Here is an 18,204-nt window from a genome sequence, read left to right as displayed (position 1 = left end):
CTCAGTCCGCCCTCAGCGTCGCCTCGATCCGCGCGATCGTCGCCTCCTCCACCGGGAGGTGCGGCAGGACGGCGGGCACCTCCTCGGGCTCCAGGCCCGTCCCGGCGAGCGCGGCCAGCAGGAGGTCGGCCTCCGCCGGGGGCACGGGGACGGTGCAGCCGGACTCCTCGAAGGCCGCGCGGGCCAGGAAGAGGGCGCCGGCGAGACCGTCGTCGGGCGCCGTCCGCGGCGGGGCGGTGGGGGCGGCGGCCCGCGTGGCCGACTCGGCCGCCCGCACCAGCGACAGCGGCAGCCCCTCGGTCTCCACCTCCAGCAGCGGCAACGCTCCGAGCGCGGCCAGGACCAGCTGCTCGGCGTCGATCCGCAGCGGCGGCTCCCACTCCCCCGCCCGCACGACGGCGGCCAGGTCGGCGCCGTCCTCGCCGACGTCGTCGGCCAGCTCCGCCCACGCCACCGGGCGGTCGGCGCGGGCGCGGTCCGCCGCGGCGAGGCACGTGTCGTGGACGAAGGGCATCAGCACCTCGTCGTCGAAGCGCTCGGCGTGCACGCCGCCGTCGGCGGCCAGCGCGTTGAGCGCGTCCTGGAAGCTGCCCGGCACGGCGTCGCCGAGGTCCAGCCGGCCGCCGTCCTCGCTGCTCAGCGGCAGACCGCCCGCGGCACGCTCGCCCAGCGTGGGCCCGCCGGCCTGGGGCATCCCGCCGCGCCGGCGCAGGTAGGGCCGGTCGGACAGCCCCACCGCCCAGGCGCACGCCTCGGCGATCAGCGCGGGGGTGCGCTCCCGCAGGACCTCGCGGACCAGCAGCCCCATCCAGTCGACGTCGAACACGCGCTCCAGTCTCCCAGCGTGCTGCGGAGCCGGGGTGGTGGCCGTATCCGCGCCCGGACACACACGGGTCCTCGCGGCTCCGCCGACGTAGGGCCCGCCCCACCGACGACGGGCGTGCGTGCGTCGTGGCGGCGCAGGCGGGCGGAGAGGGCGCAGGAGGTCGTGAACCTCTACTGCGCGCACTCCACCGAGAAGGTGCGCGTGACGGAGGGCGACGAGATCTGCCTGCCCGAACAGGCACAAGGAGTCCGGGACGCGGCGCAACGAACCCGGCGACACGAGTGGAGCCGCGTCCGCCGAAGTAGGCGCCGGGACGGCGTCGCGTCCTGCGCCTTCGAGCACGCCGGTGCCCCGCTCGAGAGGACTCCTCGTAGCAGCACCGATCACCGTCGCCCCCGGCACGCGCGTCGTCTGCACCGACGTGATGCGCGCCCGGTCCCGCCCCGCGGCTGCACCCTTCCTCGCGGCGAGGAGCAGCCTGGCCCTGGACGACGCGGTTCGGGTGGACCACCGGCTGTTCCTGCTCGAAGACGTCGACCGCTCCGCCATCCCGGCACGGATGCTGGACGCTGAGATCCCCGTGGCGAGGCCGCTGGAACCGGGCCTGGGGATGCCGCCCTGGGCGGGAACCGTCGAGTACCTCCGCTCAACCGCCCCGGCCTTCCGGCGTCCCGACGAGGGCGAGGAGCCGGATAGGAGCCGTACGCCGCGGTGGCCGCGGTGCTGGCCGCCTCCGGCAGCCTCGCGCTGGGCCTCGCGGCCGGCGTCGTCCTCCGCCTCCTCGACGGCCTGCCCGTGCGGTCGATGCGCGCCGCGTCGGGTCGGCGGGTGCCCCGACTTGCCGAATGCGCGCCGGTCGGCAGGATGGACCGCGCACGTGGACGGCGGCTGCCCAGTCGCCCCCGCACCGACCCGCGGTCGACGTCGACCGGTCCGGACCTGGAGGGGGTGGACGACCTGACGTCCGTACCCGCCGCGCCGGAGGTCGCCCTCGACACCGAGCAGGTGGCCGAACGGATCACACGGGAGGCTCTGCGTCCCGGCGGGACCGGCCGGGTCGGCCTGGAGCTCGAAGCGCTCCTCGTCGAGCGGGCCGATCCCGGGAGGCGCGCCCCGTGGGACCGCGTCACGGACGCCCTGGCCGGGGTGGGGCCGCTGCCCGGCGGCAGCCGGATCACGCTGGAACCGGGTGGGCAGGTCGAGCTCTCCGGCCCGCCGGCCGAGGGCGTGGCCGCGGCGGTGTCGGCGCTGCGCGCCGACCGCGCGGTCCTCGCCGGCGCCCTGGCGGCCGACGGCCTCGAACTGGCGCTCCTGGGCAGCGATCCGTTGCGCTCTCCGCACCGGTTGAGCCCCGCACACCGCTACGCCGCGATGCAGGAGCACTTCGCCGCCGCCGGCTGCTCGGGTGCCGGGCTGAGCATGATGACCGGCACCGCGTCGCTGCAGGTGAACCTGGACGCGGGGCCGGCCGACGGCTGGGCGGCCCGGGTCGCCCTGGCCCACCAGCTGGGTCCGGTCCTGGTCGCGGTCTCGGCCTGCTCACCCGTGGCCGCCGGTCGCCCGACGGGCTGGCGGTCCTCCCGGCAGCAGATCTGGGGCGACCTGGACCAGGCCCGCTGCGGACCAGTGCTCACCGGCGAGGACCCGGCCGGCGAGTGGGCCGCCTATGCGCTGGCCGCCCCGGTGATGCTCGTGCGCGATCCGGTCACTGGGCGCGCCGAGCCGGTGCGCACGCGGACCTCCCTCGGCGAGTGGGTGGCCGGCATCGTCCCGCTGGGCGGCCGCAGACCGACCCAGGACGACGTCGACTACCACCTGACCACCCTGTTCCCACCCGTCCGCCCGCGCGGCTACCTCGAGATCCGCTACCTGGACGCCGCCCCGGAGCCGTGGTGGCCGGCCCTCGCCGCGGTGACCGCGACGCTCCTGGACGACCCTGTCGCCGCCTGCCGGGCGGCCGCGGCCAGCGCCCCGGTCGCGGGACGGTGGAGCGATGCCGCCTGCCTGGGCCTGGCCGACGCCGCCCTGCGCACCGCCGCGGTCGGCTGCCTGTCCGCCGCGCTCGACGCGGTGCCCCAGGCGCTCCGCGACGACGTCGCCGCCCTGCTCGCCCTGGTCGAGCGGGGACGCAGCCCCGGCGACGCCGTGCTGGCCGCCGCCGGCTCGGCCGACCCGCTGGCCCTCCTCCGGGCCGCCATCGACCTCCCGGAGGCATCCCCATGACCCACGAACTGCCGCCGTCGGACCTGCGCGACCGCCTGGCCGGCGACCTGGCCGACGCCCGCGCCCGCACCCTGCTGCTCACCGATCACGACGAGCCGGAGCTGCTGCGCCAGCACAGCTCCCTGCTCAGCCCGCTCGTCTGGGACCTCGCGCACATCGGCCAGCAGGAGGACCTATGGCTGCTGCGCTCCGGGGACCCCCGCCGGGCGGGGCTGCTCCCTGCCGACGTGGAGGCCCTGTACGACGCGTTCACCCACCCGCGGGCCGGCCGGGCGAAGCTGCCGCTGCTGCCCCCCGTGGAGGCCCGCGGCTTCTGCTCCGAGGTGCGCGGCCGGGTGCTGGACCGGCTCGACTGCCTGGGCGACGAGGACGACCCGTTCGACTTCGCGATGGTAGTCAGCCATGAGCAGCAGCACGACGAGACGATGCTGCAGGCGCTGAACCTGCGGACGGGTCCGCCGCTGCTCGGGGCCGGATCGTCCCTGCCACCCGGCCGTTCCGGGGTGGCCGGGACCTCGGTGCTGGTCCCGGGCGGGTCCTTCGTGCTGGGCGTGGACTCCGCCGACGAGCCGTTCTCGCTGGACAACGAGCGGCCGGCGCATCAGGTGGACGTCCCGGCCTTCCGCATCGGGCGGGTGCCGGTGACCAACGCCGAGTACGCCCGGTTCGTCGCCGACGGCGGGTACGCCCAGCCCCGGTGGTGGTCGAAGCGCGGCTGGCGGCACCGCACCGAGGCCGGCCTGGAGCGCCCGCAGTTCTGGGGGCCGGACGGCACCCGGACCCGGTTCGGGGTGGTCGAGGAGCTGCCGCCCGACGAGCCGGTGCAGCACGTCACCTTCTTCGAGGCCGAGGCCTACGCCGCCTGGGCCGGTGCCCGGCTGCCCACGGAGGTGGAGTGGGAGAAGGCCGCCGTCTGGGACCCGGCGGCCGGCCACCGGCGGCGCTTCCCGTGGGGTGCGGCCGAACCCGTCGAGTCCCTGGCCAACCTGGGCGGGGCGGCGCTGCGCCCGGCGCCGGTCGGCGCGTACCCGGCCGGCGCATCGGCGTACGGCGTCGAGCAGCTGATCGGGGACGTCTGGGAGTGGACTTCCTCCCCGTTCGCCCCGTGGCCCGGCTTCCGGCCGATGCTCTACGCCGACTACTCGGCCCCCTTCTTCGGCGGCGACTACCGGGTGCTGCGCGGCGGTGCCTGGTCGGTGGCCCCCTCCATCATCCGGCCGAGCTTCCGCAACTGGGATCACCCGATCCGTCGGCAGGTCTTCAGCGGTTTCCGGTTGGCCTGGGACGCCTGACCGTGTGCCGCCACCTCGCCTGGCTGGGGCAGCCGCGGTCCCTGGCCGAACTGGTCCTCGAGCCGTCGTCCTCGTTGCTGGTGCAGTCGTGGGCGCCACGCCGGCAGCGGCACGGCACGATCAACGCCGATGGATGGGGAGTGGGTCTCTGGGCTCCGGGACACGACGGTCCGGTCCGGTGGCGGTCCCCTCGGCCGATGTGGGGCGACCCTTCCTTCGCGTCGATGGCCCCGGTGCTGCGCTCGGGCTGCGTCGTGGCCGCGGTGCGCTCGGCCACCGTCGGGATGCCGCTGGAGGAGAGCGCCGTGGCGCCGTTCACCGACGGACGCGCACTGGTGTCGCACAACGGCCGGGTGGACCGGGCGGCGCTGCCCGCGGCGCGGGACGCGGAGTCCACCGTCGACAGCGCCCTGCTCGCCGCCCTGGTGTTCGACCGGGGGCTCGACGCCCTGGGCGACGTCGTCCGGGAGGTCGCCGGACGCGATCCGGCCGCCCGGTTGAACCTGCTGGCCGCGGACGGCGCCCGGCTGCTGGCCACCACATGGGGCGACACGCTGTCGGTGCTGGTCACGGCCACCGGCACCGCGCTGGCCAGCGAGCCTTGGGACGACGACCCGGCGTGGTCCGACGTTCCCGACCGCCATCTCGTGGAGGTGACGCCGGACGGCGTCGCGCTCCTCCCCCTCGACCCACCGGAGCCGACGTGACCCTGACCCTGACCGACCACCTCGGCCTGACCGACGCGGCCGCCGCCTTGCGCGCGGACGTGCTCGCCGGACTGACCGCGCAGCCGAAGTCGCTGCCCCCGCGGTGGTTCTACGACGAGCGCGGCAGCATCCTGTTCGACGAGATCACCCGGCTGCCCGAGTACTACCCGACGCGGGCCGAACGGGCGGTGCTGGCGTCGCGGGCGGACGAGCTCGCCGCGGCATCGGGTGCCGAGGTGCTGATCGAACTCGGCAGCGGGACGTCGGAGAAGACCCGCCTGCTGCTCACCGCCCTGCGCGATGCCGGCTCGTTGCGCCGATTCGTGCCCTTCGACGTCGACCCCACCGTGCTGCGCGGCGCGGGCGAGGCCGTCACCGCCGAGTACCCGGGGATCGAGGTGGTGGCCGTGGTCGGCGACTTCACGCGTCACCTCGCGGAGCTGCCGCGGGACGGCCGCCGGATGGTGGCCTTCCTGGGCTCGACCATCGGCAATCTGGAGCCCGGGCCGCGGGCCGCCTTCCTGCGCGACCTCGCCGCCACCCTCGACCCCGGCGACTCCTTCCTGCTCGGCACCGACCTGGTCAAGGACCCCGGCCGGCTCGTGCGTGCCTACGACGACGCGGCGGGGCTCACCTCCGCGTTCAACCGGAATGTCCTCGCCGTGCTCAACCGTGAGCTGGGCGCCACGTTCGACCTGGACCTCTTCGACCATGTGGCCCGGTGGGACGCCGACGAGGAATGGATCGAGATGCGACTCCGGTCACGCGTCGACCAGCGGGTGCGGGTGGCGGGGCTGGACCTCGAGGTCCCCTTCGCCGCCGGCGAGGAGATGCGCACCGAGGTCTCGGCGAAATTCCGCCGCGCCGGGATCGAGGCCGAGCTGGCCGCGGCCGGGCTGCGGCTGACCCACTGGTGGACCGACCCCGACGACGACTTCGGGGTGTCGCTCTCCACCCCGGCGTGACGGCAGCCGGCCTGGTCACCCGTCGGCGACGTCCAGCGTGCGGTGCATCCCGGACCCGCTGTGCCCGCCGGCGGTGCACTCCCGACGCACCGGACGCTCGGCCGCCACCTGGATCTCCGCCGTCTGCCGGTCTCCGGGCCCGGCAGGTCGCTGACCCGGAGCGTGGCCCTGTCCCGCACGACCACGCGGCGGGCACGCTGCCGGCCTGGGTGGGTGCCCGCGCGCAGCTCCCCGCCGTGACCCGACGTCGTCGCCCCACGTCGGGTAGCAGACGAAGACCCGCCCCTCCGTGCGACACCGTCACGCCCGTGGCATCGCACCGGTGAATCGGTGGTCGATCTCGTCGACGGCGAGCCGCAGCGCCGCCGTCACACGGACCCGCCGCTCACGCGCGCGGCGCCGAACACGCGGGTGACGTGCGTCGCGGCCTCGTGCTGGGCCTGCTCCGCCTCGTCCAGCACGGCCCCCGCGCCGAAAAATCGTGCATGACGCCGGGGTAGTGGCGGTGCGTCGTCTCGGCGCCCGCCGCCTCGAGATCGCGCGCGAACTGCTCGCCCTGGCTGCGGAGCACGTCGCGCTCGTCGGTGATGACCAGCGTCGGCGGCATCTGCGCCAGCCGGTCGGTCGTCCAGCCGAGGAGGTCGATGCGGGGCCACGGGTGCTCCTCCGGGAGAGATCGTCGGACCGGCCCGCCTGGGCTCGACGGCCGGTCGCCCACGACCTCACCCCCGACCTGGCAGGTACACGCCCGATCGACGGCGCACCAGCCGGCCCGCGGACCGTCCGGCTCACTCCGCGGCGGCCCCCGCGGTGTTCCCCTCGGCCTGCTCGCTGCTGGGCGGCCCCACCCAGACGGTCTTGGCGTTCATGAACTCCCGCATCCCCAGCTCGGTGAGCTCGCGGCCGTAGCCGCTCTGCTTCACCCCGCCGAAGGGCAGCTCCGGATAGCTCGTGGTCATGCCGTTGATGAACGCCATCCCCGACGCGATGTCGCGGACGAACTGCGCGCGCTCGTCCTCGTCCTCGCTCCACAGGTTGCTGCCCAGGCCGTAGGGGTGGCCGTTCGCGATCTCGATGGCCTCGTCGAGGGAGTCCACCGTGAACAGCGCGGCGACCGGGCCGAACACCTCCTCGGCGTAGAGGTCCATCTCGGGCGTGATGCCGCTGAGCAGCGTCGGCTCGTAGAACCAGCCGGGCCGGTCAACCCGCTTGGCACCGGCGAGCACGGTCGCGCCCTTGGCGACTGCGTCCTGCACGTACTTCTCGACGTCCTCCAGGCCCGATTCGGTGGCCAGCGGGCCGACCTGCGTCGCGTCGTCCATCGGGTCGCCGACGGTGAGGCCGGCGATCTTCGCGGCGAACAGCCGGGTGAACTCCTCGGCGACGTCCCGGTGCACGAAGAACCGCTTCGCGGCGATGCAGCTCTGCCCGTTGTTCTGGTTCCGCGAGGTGACCGCGACCTCCGCGGCCCGGTCGAGGTGCGCCGAGGGCATGACGATGAACGGGTCGCTGCCACCGAGCTCGAGCACGGTGGGCTTGAGCGCGTCGCCGGCGATGGCCGCCACCGACTGCCCGGCCGGGGCGCTGCCGGTGAGCGTCGCGCCGGCCACGCGGTCGTCGCGCAGCACCCGCTCGATGGTCGCCGACCCGATGAGCAGCGTCTGGAACACGTCGTCGGGGAAGCCGGCCGTGCGGAAGAGCTCCTCCATGTACAGCGCGGTCTGCGGCACGTTGCTGGCGTGCTTGAGCAGGCCGACGTTGCCGGCCATCAGCGCCGGCGCGGCGAAGCGCATCGCCTGCCAGAGCGGAAAGTTCCACGGCATGACGGCCAGGACGACGCCGATCGGCTGGTGGACGACGTAGGCCCGGGTCGCACCCACGGCGGCGGCGTCGCAGGGCTGCGGTTCCAGCAGCGCCGGTCCGCGTTCGGCGTACCAGCGCAGCGCCGCCGCGCACTTGCCCACCTCGGCCTTCGCCGACGCGAGCGTCTTGCCCATCTCGGTCGTCATCAGCTCGGCGACCCGGTCGGTGTCGGCATCCAGCACGTCGGCGGCCGCACGGAGCCAGCCGGCCCGCTCCCCGGGCGTCGTCCGCCGGTAGCTCGCCGCAGCCGTGGCGGCCCGCGCGAGCTTGTCCTCGAGCGCGGTGTCGGAGAGCGGCTCGAACGTCCTGAGCGTCTCCCCGGTGGTCGGGTTGATGGTGGCGATGGCCATGGTGGATCCCTCCGTCGTCAGCAGTGCTGACCTGCCCGGGTCACCGCCGGCGAAACGGCCGCTCCACCGGCGCCCGCCCGATGCACGGCGCCCGGATGCATGACTCCCCGCCCGCCGGGTACCCCGCCTACGGGACACCGGTGCAACAGGGCGCCGGTGGCCCTGATCTGCGGGGGTTCCATCCGTGAGTGTGCTGGGTCCTGCCGCGTGCGGTTTGTCCTCGGACCGCGACTTCCGGCATGACGGCCTCTTCTACGACGACGACGAGCAGCTGGCCCGGGTCGCCGCCCCCTTCCTCCGCGACGGCCTGGCCGCCGGTGACCCCGTCGTGCTCACCACCAGTCCCCACGCCGCCCGGGTGCTGCGCGAGGCCGTCGGCGACCATCCGCTGCTGCACGTGCTGGAGCGGAACGAGGCCTACCGCACCCGCACCCCGACGGCGATCACCACGTTCCGCCGCCTCGCCGACGAGTACACCGGCGAGGGCGTTCCCCGGGTCCGGGTGGTGGGCGAGGTCGACTTCGGTGCCACCGAGCGGGACTGGCTCGAGTGGCAGCGCTACGAGTCGGTCGTCAACGAGGCCATGGCGGACTGCCCGGTGTGGGGGCTGTGCCTGTTCGACACCCAGCGGCTGGCTCCCCGACTGCTGGAGACCGCCCTCGCCACGCACTCCGCGCTGGTGGACCCCGACGGCCGCGCGGCCAACCCGCGCTTCGTCGATCCGGCCGACTACCTGCGGGGCCTCCCCGTCCCGGACGAGCCGCTCGAGGGCACGCCGCCGCGCCTGGACGCTCCGGACGTCGCCGACTTCGTGGGTCTCCGGCACGCCGTCGCCCGGGAGCTGACCACCGCCGGCGGGGACGACGACCTGGCCGCGGACTTCGGGCTGGCGGTGGACGAGATGGTTTCCAACGCCGTGCGCCACGGGCTGCCGCCGGTGAGCCTGCGGCTGTGGACCGCCGAGGACCGGATCGTCTGCACCATCGGCGACGGCGGCCCGGGCTGGGACGACCCCTTCGCCGGCTACGGTCCCGCCCACGGCGACGACCTGTCCCGCGGCGGCATGGGCCTGTGGCTGGCGCGCCAGCTGTGCGACCACGTCGACATCTCCGGCGGGCCGGACGGGACCGGCGTCCGGGTGCGGCTCACCGTCCGCCTGCGCTGAGGACCTCCTCGAGGGCTGCCCGGGTCCCCCGGCTGCGCACCAGGTCCAGCGTCGCGACGTAGGTCCCGGCGAAGCGCTCGTCGTCGACCAGGTCCCCGAACAGCTCGCGGTCGGCGACGAAGGCCAGCGGATCCCGGGCCTGCCTGCGCGCGGCGGCCACGAGCCGTTCGCGCAGCGGATCGACGACGTCGAGCGGCCGGCCGTCCTCACCGGTGCCCTCGGCGTACCGGGCCCAGCCGGCCAGGACGGCCACCGAGCAGCGGATGTCGCCTCCGGAGGCCAGGTTCGCGCGCAGCACCGGCAGCAGGAACTTGGGGATGCGGTCGGAGCTCTCCGCGCAGAGCCGGGCCAGCGTGTCACGCACGTTGGGGTTGGCGAACCGGCCGATGAGGTCGGCCTTGTAGGACTCCAGGTCGATGCCGGGGACGGGCCCGAGCGTCGGGGTCGCCTCCTGGTCCATGTAGCCGTGCAGGAACCGGCGGAACAGCGGGTCCTGGCAGACGTCGTGCATGAACGTGTAGCCGGCCAGCGTGCCCAGGTATCCCATCGCCTGGTGGCTGCCGTTGAGCAGTCGCAGCTTCATCAGCTCGTAGGGCTCGACGTCGTCGACCAGCTGGACGCCGACGTCCTCCAGCGGCGGACGGCCGCTGCCGAACCGGTCCTCCAGGACCCACTGCGTCCACGGCTCGCACACCACCGGCCAGCCGTCCTCGACACCGAACCGCCGGGCCAGTTCGGTGCGGTGGACGGCGGTCGTCGCCGGGGTGATCCGGTCGACCATCGAGTTCGGGAAGGGCACCTCCCGCTCGACCCACTCCCCCAGCGCCGGCTCCCGCAGCGCGGCGAACGCGGCGAAGCTCCGCCGGGCGACGTCGCCGTTGCCGGGGATGTTGTCGCAGCTCATGACGGTGAACGGCGCGATGCCCCGGTCCCGCCGGCGCACCAGCGCCTCGACGACCAGGCCGAAGCTGGTCCGGAGCGCGGCGCCGGGGACCAGGTCGGCCAGCACGCCGCTGTCGGTGCCGTCGAAGGCACCCGTGACGGCGTCGACGTTGTAGCCGCCCTCGGTGACGGTCAGCGAGACGATGCGGATCGCCGGGTCGGTCATCCGCTCGACGACGGCGTCGGGGTCGTCCGGCGCCAGCAGGTACTCGACGACCGACCCGACGACCCGGGCGTCGAGGAAGCCGTCGGGATGGGTCACCACGAGCGTGTAGAGGCAGTCCTGCGCCGCCATCACCTCGGCCATGCGCCGGTCGCCCGGCAGCACCCCGACGCCGCAGATGCCCCAGTCCAGGGCGCGCCCCTGCTGCATGAGCCGGTCGAGGTACATCGCCTGGTGGGAGCGGTGGAAACCGCCGACGCCCAGGTGCACGATGCCGGCGCGGACCAGCCCCCGGTCGTAGCCGGGCGTCGCGACCGACGCGCTCAGCAGGGGCAGGGTGCGGGAGGACAACGGGGGCACCCTGGCGACCTTGCCCCACAGCGCCCCGGGCTAACGGGAGGGGCGAACCGAATGCCGTTCGGGGATGTGGGATCGTCGCACCTACACGTCGAGACCGCAGCGCGCCTGCGGTCAGGAATGAGGACCGATGCAGCTGCAGCTGTCCCCGGAGCTCCAGGCCTTCCGGGAGGAGATGCGGACCTTCTTCACCACCCAGGTGCCGCAGGAGATCCGCGACAAGGTGGCGGCCCGCCGTCACCCGACGAAGCAGGACTTCGTCACCACCCAGCAGATCCTCAACGCCGCCAACCTGGCCGTGCCGCACTGGCCGGTCCAGTACGGCGGCCGGGACTGGACGCCGCTGCAGCGCCACATCTGGCGCGAGGAGATGCAGCTGGCCAAGGTGCCCGAGCCGCTGGCCTTCAACACGTCCATGATCGGCCCGGTGCTGGCTCAGTTCGGCAACGAGGAGCAGAAGGACCGCTTCCTGGCCAAGACGGCCAACCTGGACATCTGGTGGTGCCAGGGCTTCTCCGAGCCCGACGCCGGCTCCGACCTGGCCTCGCTGCGCACGACCGCCGTCCAGGACGGCGACGAGTGGGTCGTCAACGGTCAGAAGACCTGGACGACCATGGGTCAGCACGCCGACTGGATCTTCTGCCTGGCCCGCACGGACCCGACGGCGGAGAAGAAGCAGCGCGGCATCTCGATGCTGGTCTTCCCGATGGACACCCCCGGCGTGACCCTGCGCCCGATCGAGCTGCTCGACGGCGGCTTCGAGGTCAACGAGGTCTTCTTCGAGGACGTCCGCGTCCCCTCGGAGAACCTCATCGGCGAGGTGAACAAGGGCTGGGACCAGGCCAAGTTCCTGCTCGGCAACGAGCGCGTGGGCATCGCCCGCGTCGGTGGCATCAAGGGCATGCTCGCCCTGGCCAAGGAGCTGGCCCGCGAGACCCACTACAACGGCCGCCCGCTCCTGGAGGACCCGCGCTACGCGTCGCGGATCGCCGAGATCGAGAACGAGCTCGTCGCCCTGGAGCTGACCGCGCTGCGCGTGGTCGCCAACTCCGCCGACGGCAAGCCGCACCCGGCGTCCTCGGTGCTCAAGCTCAAGGGCTCGGTGCTGCAGCAGGAGGTGACCGAGCTGATCGTCGACATCGCCGGCCCGCTGTCGGTGGCCTCGTTCGCCGAGGAGGGCTCCGACGTGCCCGACTGGGCACGGGTCGCGGCCCCCGAGTACCTCAACTACCGGAAGGTCTCCATCTACGGAGGCTCCAACGAGGTGCAGCGCGTCATCATCAGCGGCACGATCCTGGGGTTGTGAGATAACCATGGACTTCACCTACGACAGCGAGCAGAACGACCTGCGCGAGGCCGTGGCGGCGCTGCTGGCGCGCGCCTACGGCGACAGCGAGGTGCGCCGCAAGGTCACCAAGACCGACCCGGGCTTCGACGAGAAGGTCTGGACGCAGCTGGCCGAGATGGGCCTGCTGGGTCTGCCCTTCGCCGAGGAGCACGGCGGCATGGGCGCCGGCCCGGTCGAGGTCGCGATCGTCGCCGAGGAGATCGGGCGGGTCCTGGCACCCGAACCGTTCATCGAGGCGGTGGTCCTGGCCGGCGGCCTGATCTCCAGCGTCGGCTCCGACGCCCAGAAGGGCGAGCTCCTCGAGGCGATCGCCGGCGGCTCGTCGCTGCCGACCTTCGCGCACGCCGAGATCGGTGCCCGGTGGACGCCGACCGCCTCCGCGGTCACCGCCACCCAGGCCGGCGACGCGTGGACGCTGAGCGGGGTCAAGGAGCCGGTGCCGCACGGTGCCCGCGCCGACGTCCTCGTCGTCTCGGCCGCGCTGCCGGGCGGCGGCACCGGGCTGTTCGTCGTCCAGGGCGACGCGACCGGCCTGAGCCGGACCGGGTACCGCAACCACGACGGCACCCGGTCGGCCAACGTCCGCTTCGAGGGCACACCAGCCACCCAGCTGGGCACCGGTGGCGACCAGACCGACGCCATCGAGCGCGCGCAGGCCGTGGCCCGGATCGCCTACAGCCACGAGGCCGTGGGCGCCATGGACACCGCGCTGCGCACCACCGTCGAGTACCTCAAGACCCGCAAGCAGTTCGGGGTGACCCTCAACAAGTTCCAGGCGCTCAACTTCCGCGCCGCGGACATGTACGTCTCCCTCGAGCTGGCCCGCAGCATCGCGCTGTGGGCCTCGGTGGTGCAGCTCTCCGACGGTGACGTGGTCACCGCCGCCGACCGGGCCCGGCTGCTGACCAGCCGCACCGGCCGGCACATCGGCAAGGACGCCATCCAGCTGCACGGTGGCATCGGCGTGACCGCCGAGTACAAGGTCGGCCACTACACCAGCCGGCTCACCGCGATCGACCACCTGCTGGGCGACGGCGACTTCGCCGCCGACCGGCTGGCGGCGAAGGTCGGCAGCTACCCGACGGTCGACCCGCTGGGCGCTCCGTACGCCTGACGGGCACCCGCACGCACGACGGAGCCCCGCTCCCCTTCCGGGGGGCGGGGCTCCGCCGCGGTGTGGCCCCGTTCAGGCCCCTGCCACGAGCTCGCGAGCGGTGGGGGAACGGGGTCCTTCTCAGTCGCCGAGCATGGCGCGGCGCAGCTCCTCGGCGTCGGCGCGGACGACGTCGAGCACCGGCACCACGTCCTCCTCGCGCAGCTGTCCGCAGCTGACGCGCACGATCGGCACCGTCTCGTAGTCCTCGGTGGTCAGCCGCGCCGCGAGCTCGAAGCAGCTGCGCAGCAGCGCGCCGTCGGCCGCCCGGTAGTCGTCGACGTGCTTGAGCGGCACGGTCATCGGGTCGGGGAAACCCCACTGCTCCAGCGCCACCGCGGTCAGGCGAAGGCTGTTGATCCCGTACCGCCGCGTCTCGGCGGCGCGGCGGCCCGCGAAGGTCGGCTCGGTGGCCGCGATCTCGGCGTAGCCCTCGCTGTCGTTGTGGAACAGCAGCGCCGCGCCCAGCTGGGCCAGCAGCCCGAGGCACAGCGCGTCCTGGGGGCGCTGCCCGAACCGCGGCGCCAGCGTGGCCGCCGCCAGCGCCAGGTGCGTGGTGAAGTCCCAGAAGTCCTCGGGCAACCGTGACTCGTCGTCGAGGTCGGTGAGCGCCACGGTCGCCATCGTCCGCACCGTGGTGAAGCCGACGACGGTCACCGCGAACTGCAGCGAGGTCACCCGGCCACGCATCCCGAAGTAGGCGGAGTTGGCCAGCTTCATGACCCGGCTGGCCAGCGCGACGTCCGAGGCGAGGATCCGGGAGAGCTCCTTGGCGCTGGTGTCCTCGGAGTTGGCCACCGAGACCAGCTGGGCGGCGACCGGCCTCTGCGCGGCCATCGTGTCGATGCTGGCCAGGATCTTCTCGACGTCGAACGACGGTGCGGCGACCGGCGAGAGATCGGGGAACGGTGTGACGGTCACTGGGCGGTCTCCCCGTGGATGGCGAACCAGGCGGCGGCGTGCCCCCCGGTCATGGGCTCGGCGAGGGTGAAGCCCTGGAGGTAGGTGGCGCCCAGGCGGCCGAGCTCGTCGGCCTGCTCGGCGGTCTCGACGCCCTCGGCCACGGTGCAGAGGTTCAGGCTGCGGGCCAGGGCGATGACCGCGGAGGCGATCTCCCCGTGGCCGGCGCTGAGCTCGGCCACGAAGGAGCGGTCGACCTTGAGGCAGTCCACGGGCAGGTGCCGGAGGTAGGCCAGCGAGGAGTAGCCGGTGCCGAAGTCGTCGATCGCCAGCTCCACTCCGAGGTCGCGTAGCTGCTGCAGGACCCGCTGGGCCGACGCGGGGTCCTTCATGAGCGCCGACTCGGTGATCTCGATGGAGATGCGCGAGGGGTGCAGCTGGTGGCGCTGCAGGGCCGCCGCGACCTGGTCGGGCAGGTTGCCGTCCAGCTGCAGGGCCGAGACGTTGACGTTCGCGCGCGGCGGGGCGGCGACGCCGGTCAGCCGGTCCCACTCGGCGAGCTGGCGGCAGGTCTCGTCGAGCACGAGCAGTCCCAGCCCGCCGATCAGGCCGCTCTCCTCGGCCAGCGGCACGAAGACGGCGGGGCTGATCGGGCCGCGCTCCGGGTGGTCCCACCTCGCCAGCGCCTCGACGGCGACGGGCGTGCGGGACGCCGTGCTGAAGATCGGCTGGTACAGCAGCGTGATGTCGCGGCTGTCGATGGCGTCGCGCAGCTCGGTGACCAGCCGCAGCTTGTTCCTCGCCTCCGCGCGAGCCTGCTGGTCGAGCACCGTGATGCGCCCCTTGCCACCGGACTTGGCCTGGTACATCGCGATGTCGCAGTCCCGGATGAGCTCCTCCGGGGCCACGTGCTCGGCGGTCTGGACGGTCACGCCGACGCTGGCGTGCGGTCGCACGTCGACCCCTCCCAGGCGCATCGGCCGGGCGAGGGCGGCGATGATGCGCTCGGCGAGCGCGACGGCGTCGTCCTCCCCCACGTGCTCGCACACCACGACGAACTCGTCGCCGCCGAAGCGGGCGACCAGGTCACCGGGCCGCACCGTCGCCCGGAGGCGGTCGGCCACCTCGATCAGCAGCTCGTCGCCGGAGGTGTGGCCCAGGGAGTCGTTGACGACCTTGAAGTTGTCCAGGTCCAGGAAGAGGCAGGCCAGGCCCCCGGCGCCCGGGCGGAAGCGCTCGGCCACGTACTGGGCCAGCAGCGTGCGGTTGGGCAGCTCGGTCAGCGGGTCGTGGTTGGCCTGGTGGGCGAGCCGCGCCTCGAAGGCCAGCCGGTCGGTGATGTCCTCGATCGTGGCGACGAAGCCGGCCCCCACGCCGGGGGTGAAGAGGTGGGCGAATCGGATGACCGTCGTCCGCACCGTGCCGTCGTCGCGGATCAGGCGGGCCTGCACCTCGACCTCGCCGCCGCCCAGGGCGGCGGACACCTGCTCGATGACGGCGTCGAGGTCGTCGGCGTGGAGGGTGCTGATCCAGCCGGTGCCGAGCATCTCCTCGGCGCCGCGGCCCACCAGGCTGCAGAACGCGTCGTTGACGTGCGCCAGCCGCATGCCCTGCTCCGACAGCAGCGTGGGTACCGGCGACCGTTCGGTCAGGGCGGAGAAGCGGCGCTCGTGCGCGTCTGCCGTTGCGCGGAGGGCCCGCTCCTGCTCGTTGGCGGTGGCCCGCAGCATCACCGTCCAGCGGCGGCCTCCCGGGGACGGCGTCGTGAGGATCCCGGCGTCCAGGAGCGCTCCGCTGGCGGTGCGCACCTGCAGCGTGCGCCGGGCCGACCGCTCGCGGCGCAGCAGCAGCTTGAGCTCGCCGCCTCCGAGGGTGGGGAAGAGCTGCTCGACCGGCATCGCGCACAGGTCCGCCGGGCCGTACCCCAGCAACTGCACCGCGCCCTCGTTGGCCCAGGTGAAGCGCTGCGTCCGACCGGAGGTCTCGGCCACCAGCAGCGCCAGGGAGTCGCTGACCGCGGCGCTGTAGAAGATGGAGGAGACGATCTCCGGCGGCACGTGGTCGTCGGACGCGGTCACGGCGGTCACGGTCCTCCCCTCGTCGCTCGTGGTCCGGCGCCCGACCGGGCGCGCCACCGCTTACTTCGGCCGCCTGACGGGGCCTCTTGCAGCCCAACCGGAACCGGTCCCCCGATGGGGGGATGGAGCGGGCAGGGTGGCGTTCCCGGGATCCGGGCAGTGCGGAACTAGCCTGCTCGCCAGGAGGTGCCGCCATCCCCCGCATCCTGGATCTGACCTGCGCGCTCCTGGCCCTGGCCGGCGCGGCGGTCGCCCTGGCCGTCCGGTCGCCCGGCGAGTCGTCGTCCCCCGTGGTGCTCGCCGCCGCGCTGTGCGCCGCCCCGCTCCTGGTGCGGGCCGCCTGGCGTGTCCCCGCCGGACGGCTGTGGCCCACGGTGACGGCGCTCGGCGCAGCCCTCGTCCTTCTCGGCCTGATCGGCAACGCCGGCCGGGACGTGCTCGCCCTGGTCGACCCGGCCACCCCGCCCCGCGTGATCGCCTACGAGGCCGCCGCCACCACGGCACCCCTGGGATGGGCCGCCGGCGGGCTGGCCCTGGTGCTCGCGGGCCTGGCCCTGCGCACCGCCGACCGGGTCCTCGGCGTGCTGTCCGCCGTGGTCGGGGTCCTGCTGTCCGCGTCCGTCGCCGCCGTGCTGCTGGCCCGGTCGGTCGCGGCATCGACGTCGTCGGTGATCACGGTCGACCGACCGCGGGCCGGCCTCGCGGTGCTGGTGCTGCTGGCCGGCCTCTTCCTGGCCGTCGAGGCGGCGAGCCGGCGCACCGTGCCGCTCCCCCGCCCCCAGCGGGATGTCGGTCCCGCGCGCTCCGCGGCCGGTGCGGTGCGCTGGACGGCGGTCGCCGCAGTGCTCGCCCTGGTCGCCGGTGCCGGCCTCTGGGCCTGGTCGTGGTTCGGCACCGGCACAGAGCCCGCCCGGGTCATCGTCGACGACGCCCTGGCCGCCTGCGTGGCCGCGGCCGCCGGCCTGCCCGGTGCCACCGACGGCGTGTCCGACCGCGACCTCAGTGCGATCAGGGACCTCACCTGCACGCCGGAGACTTCGGCACTGGGCCCGGTGCGCTCGTTGGAGGGGATCCAGCGGTTGCCCAACCTGGGCGAGCTCGACCTCTCCGGTAACGGGCTCACCGACATCTCCCCCCTCGCCTCGCTGCCCCAGTTGCGCATCCTCACGCTGAGCCGGAACCAGGTCAGCGACATCTCCCCGCTGGCCGCGCTGGCCCGGCTGGGCACGCTCACGCTCACCGGCAACCAGGTCAGCGACATCGGCCCGCTGGCCGGCCTCCCGCTGAGCGACCTGGGGCTCTCGCAGAACCCGGTGCGCGACCTGTCGCCGCTGGCCGGGACGTCCACGCTGTCCACGCTCGGTCTGAGCGGCGGGCAGGTCACCGACATCTCCGCGCTCGCCGGCAAGGACGGGCTGCGGACGCTGGACCTGTCCGGCAACCGGATCACCGACGTGTCCCCGCTCGCGGGGCTGCCGGCGCTGGACACCGTCCGCCTCGGCCAGAACGCGGTCGTCGACCCCTCGCCGCTCGGGACCGTGCCGACCCTGCTGATCCTGGATCTGTTCGGCAACCGCATCCCCGACGTGGGCGGGCTGACGCGGGCCCCGCTGCTCCAGGAGCTCCAGCTGGGCGCCAACCCGCTCACCGACCTCACCCCGCTGCTGGCGGTGGACACGCTCGTCAACCTCGGTCTGGACGAGACCGACGGCACGCTGCTGACCGGGATCGAGCAGCTGCGCGCCGCCGGAGTGTCGGTGAACGGACTGGCCTGACGTTCACCCGCGGGGACGTGGCAGTCGTCACATCCGCGGGCCCCGCGCTGGCGCTGCGTCGTTACCCAGGCATGATCCTCCCGGATCACCGAGAACG

General features: G+C 74.0%; 14 protein-coding genes. 8 read left to right on the top strand and 6 right to left on the bottom strand.

Going from position 1 to position 18,204, the window contains the following annotated elements; genetic code table 11:
* Position 1 precedes the first annotated feature (1 nt).
* Positions 2–826, bottom strand: a complete 825-nt coding sequence (locus RM425_RS05580) for a hypothetical protein (RefSeq protein WP_311344191.1) — start codon at positions 824–826, stop codon at positions 2–4.
* Positions 827–1,537: 711 nt separating this feature from the next.
* Here RM425_RS05580 and egtA point away from each other — a divergent pair.
* From egtA to egtD, 4 genes are read left to right on the top strand one after another with little or no spacing between them, the layout of a single operon-like run.
* On the top strand, positions 1,538–3,049 hold the full coding sequence (gene egtA, locus RM425_RS05575; protein ID WP_311344190.1) for an ergothioneine biosynthesis glutamate--cysteine ligase EgtA: 1,512 nt from the start codon (positions 1,538–1,540) through the stop codon (positions 3,047–3,049).
* Entirely contained in the window at positions 3,046–4,341 is a 1,296-nt protein-coding gene (egtB, locus tag RM425_RS05570; protein WP_311344189.1) for an ergothioneine biosynthesis protein EgtB, read from the top strand. Before egtA ends, egtB begins: the two co-directional genes overlap by 4 nt.
* A 2-nt stretch (positions 4,342–4,343) precedes the next feature.
* Positions 4,344–5,048, top strand: a complete 705-nt coding sequence (gene egtC / locus RM425_RS05565; RefSeq protein WP_311344188.1) for an ergothioneine biosynthesis protein EgtC — start codon at positions 4,344–4,346, stop codon at positions 5,046–5,048.
* On the top strand, positions 5,045–6,013 hold the full coding sequence (egtD, locus tag RM425_RS05560) for an L-histidine N(alpha)-methyltransferase (RefSeq protein WP_311344187.1): 969 nt from the start codon (positions 5,045–5,047) through the stop codon (positions 6,011–6,013). Before egtC ends, egtD begins: the two co-directional genes overlap by 4 nt.
* A gap of 385 nt (positions 6,014–6,398) precedes the next feature.
* Here egtD and RM425_RS05555 read toward each other — a convergent pair whose 3' ends face one another.
* Together RM425_RS05555 and RM425_RS05550 are read right to left on the bottom strand one after the other, a co-directional pair.
* Positions 6,399–6,731 carry an alpha/beta hydrolase fold domain-containing protein gene (locus tag RM425_RS05555; RefSeq protein WP_311344186.1) on the bottom strand — a complete coding sequence of 111 codons (333 nt, stop codon included), beginning with the start codon at positions 6,729–6,731 and terminating at the stop codon, positions 6,399–6,401.
* A 70-nt stretch (positions 6,732–6,801) separates the two neighbouring features.
* Positions 6,802–8,226, bottom strand: a complete 1,425-nt coding sequence (locus RM425_RS05550) for an NADP-dependent succinic semialdehyde dehydrogenase (protein WP_311344185.1) — start codon at positions 8,224–8,226, stop codon at positions 6,802–6,804.
* Between the two features lie 184 nt (positions 8,227–8,410).
* Between RM425_RS05550 and RM425_RS05545 the strand changes: the two genes are divergently transcribed.
* Positions 8,411–9,391, top strand: coding sequence for a sensor histidine kinase (locus tag RM425_RS05545; RefSeq protein ID WP_311344184.1), 981 nt, complete (start codon positions 8,411–8,413; stop codon positions 9,389–9,391).
* Here RM425_RS05545 and RM425_RS05540 read toward each other — a convergent pair.
* On the bottom strand, positions 9,372–10,856 hold the full coding sequence (locus RM425_RS05540) for a mannitol dehydrogenase family protein (protein WP_311344183.1): 1,485 nt from the start codon (positions 10,854–10,856) through the stop codon (positions 9,372–9,374). The two genes, RM425_RS05545 and RM425_RS05540, sit on opposite strands and share 20 nt — an antisense overlap.
* 127 nt (positions 10,857–10,983) lie before the next feature.
* Here RM425_RS05540 and RM425_RS05535 point away from each other — a divergent pair, with 127 nt between their 5' ends.
* Both RM425_RS05535 and RM425_RS05530 read left to right on the top strand, forming a co-directional pair.
* Complete coding sequence (locus RM425_RS05535; RefSeq protein ID WP_311344182.1) at positions 10,984–12,159, top strand: acyl-CoA dehydrogenase family protein; 1,176 nt, start codon at positions 10,984–10,986, stop codon at positions 12,157–12,159.
* A 7-nt stretch (positions 12,160–12,166) separates the two neighbouring features.
* A complete protein-coding gene (locus tag RM425_RS05530; protein WP_311344181.1) occupies positions 12,167–13,315 on the top strand; it encodes an acyl-CoA dehydrogenase family protein in 1,149 nt (382 codons plus the stop codon).
* 120 nt (positions 13,316–13,435) lie between these two features.
* Here the strand turns inward: RM425_RS05530 and RM425_RS05525 are convergent, their stop codons facing one another.
* Both RM425_RS05525 and RM425_RS05520 read right to left on the bottom strand, forming a co-directional pair.
* Complete coding sequence (locus RM425_RS05525) at positions 13,436–14,275, bottom strand: HDOD domain-containing protein (RefSeq protein WP_311344180.1); 840 nt, start codon at positions 14,273–14,275, stop codon at positions 13,436–13,438.
* Positions 14,272–16,332, bottom strand: a complete 2,061-nt coding sequence (locus RM425_RS05520) for a putative bifunctional diguanylate cyclase/phosphodiesterase (RefSeq protein WP_311344179.1) — start codon at positions 16,330–16,332, stop codon at positions 14,272–14,274. The genes RM425_RS05525 and RM425_RS05520 overlap by 4 nt, the downstream gene beginning before the upstream one ends.
* A 122-nt stretch (positions 16,333–16,454) precedes the next feature.
* Here RM425_RS05520 and RM425_RS05515 point away from each other — a divergent pair, with 122 nt between their 5' ends.
* Positions 16,455–18,107: a leucine-rich repeat domain-containing protein gene (locus RM425_RS05515; protein WP_311344178.1), complete on the top strand. Its 1,653-nt coding sequence runs from the start codon at positions 16,455–16,457 to the stop codon at positions 18,105–18,107.
* Positions 18,108–18,204 lie beyond the last annotated feature (97 nt).

Origin of the sequence: Blastococcus goldschmidtiae, assembly GCF_031845325.1 — a bacterium.
Classification (GTDB): Bacteria; Actinomycetota; Actinomycetes; order Mycobacteriales; family Geodermatophilaceae; genus Blastococcus; species Blastococcus goldschmidtiae.
This window is presented reverse-complemented; position numbering and strand designations above follow the sequence as displayed.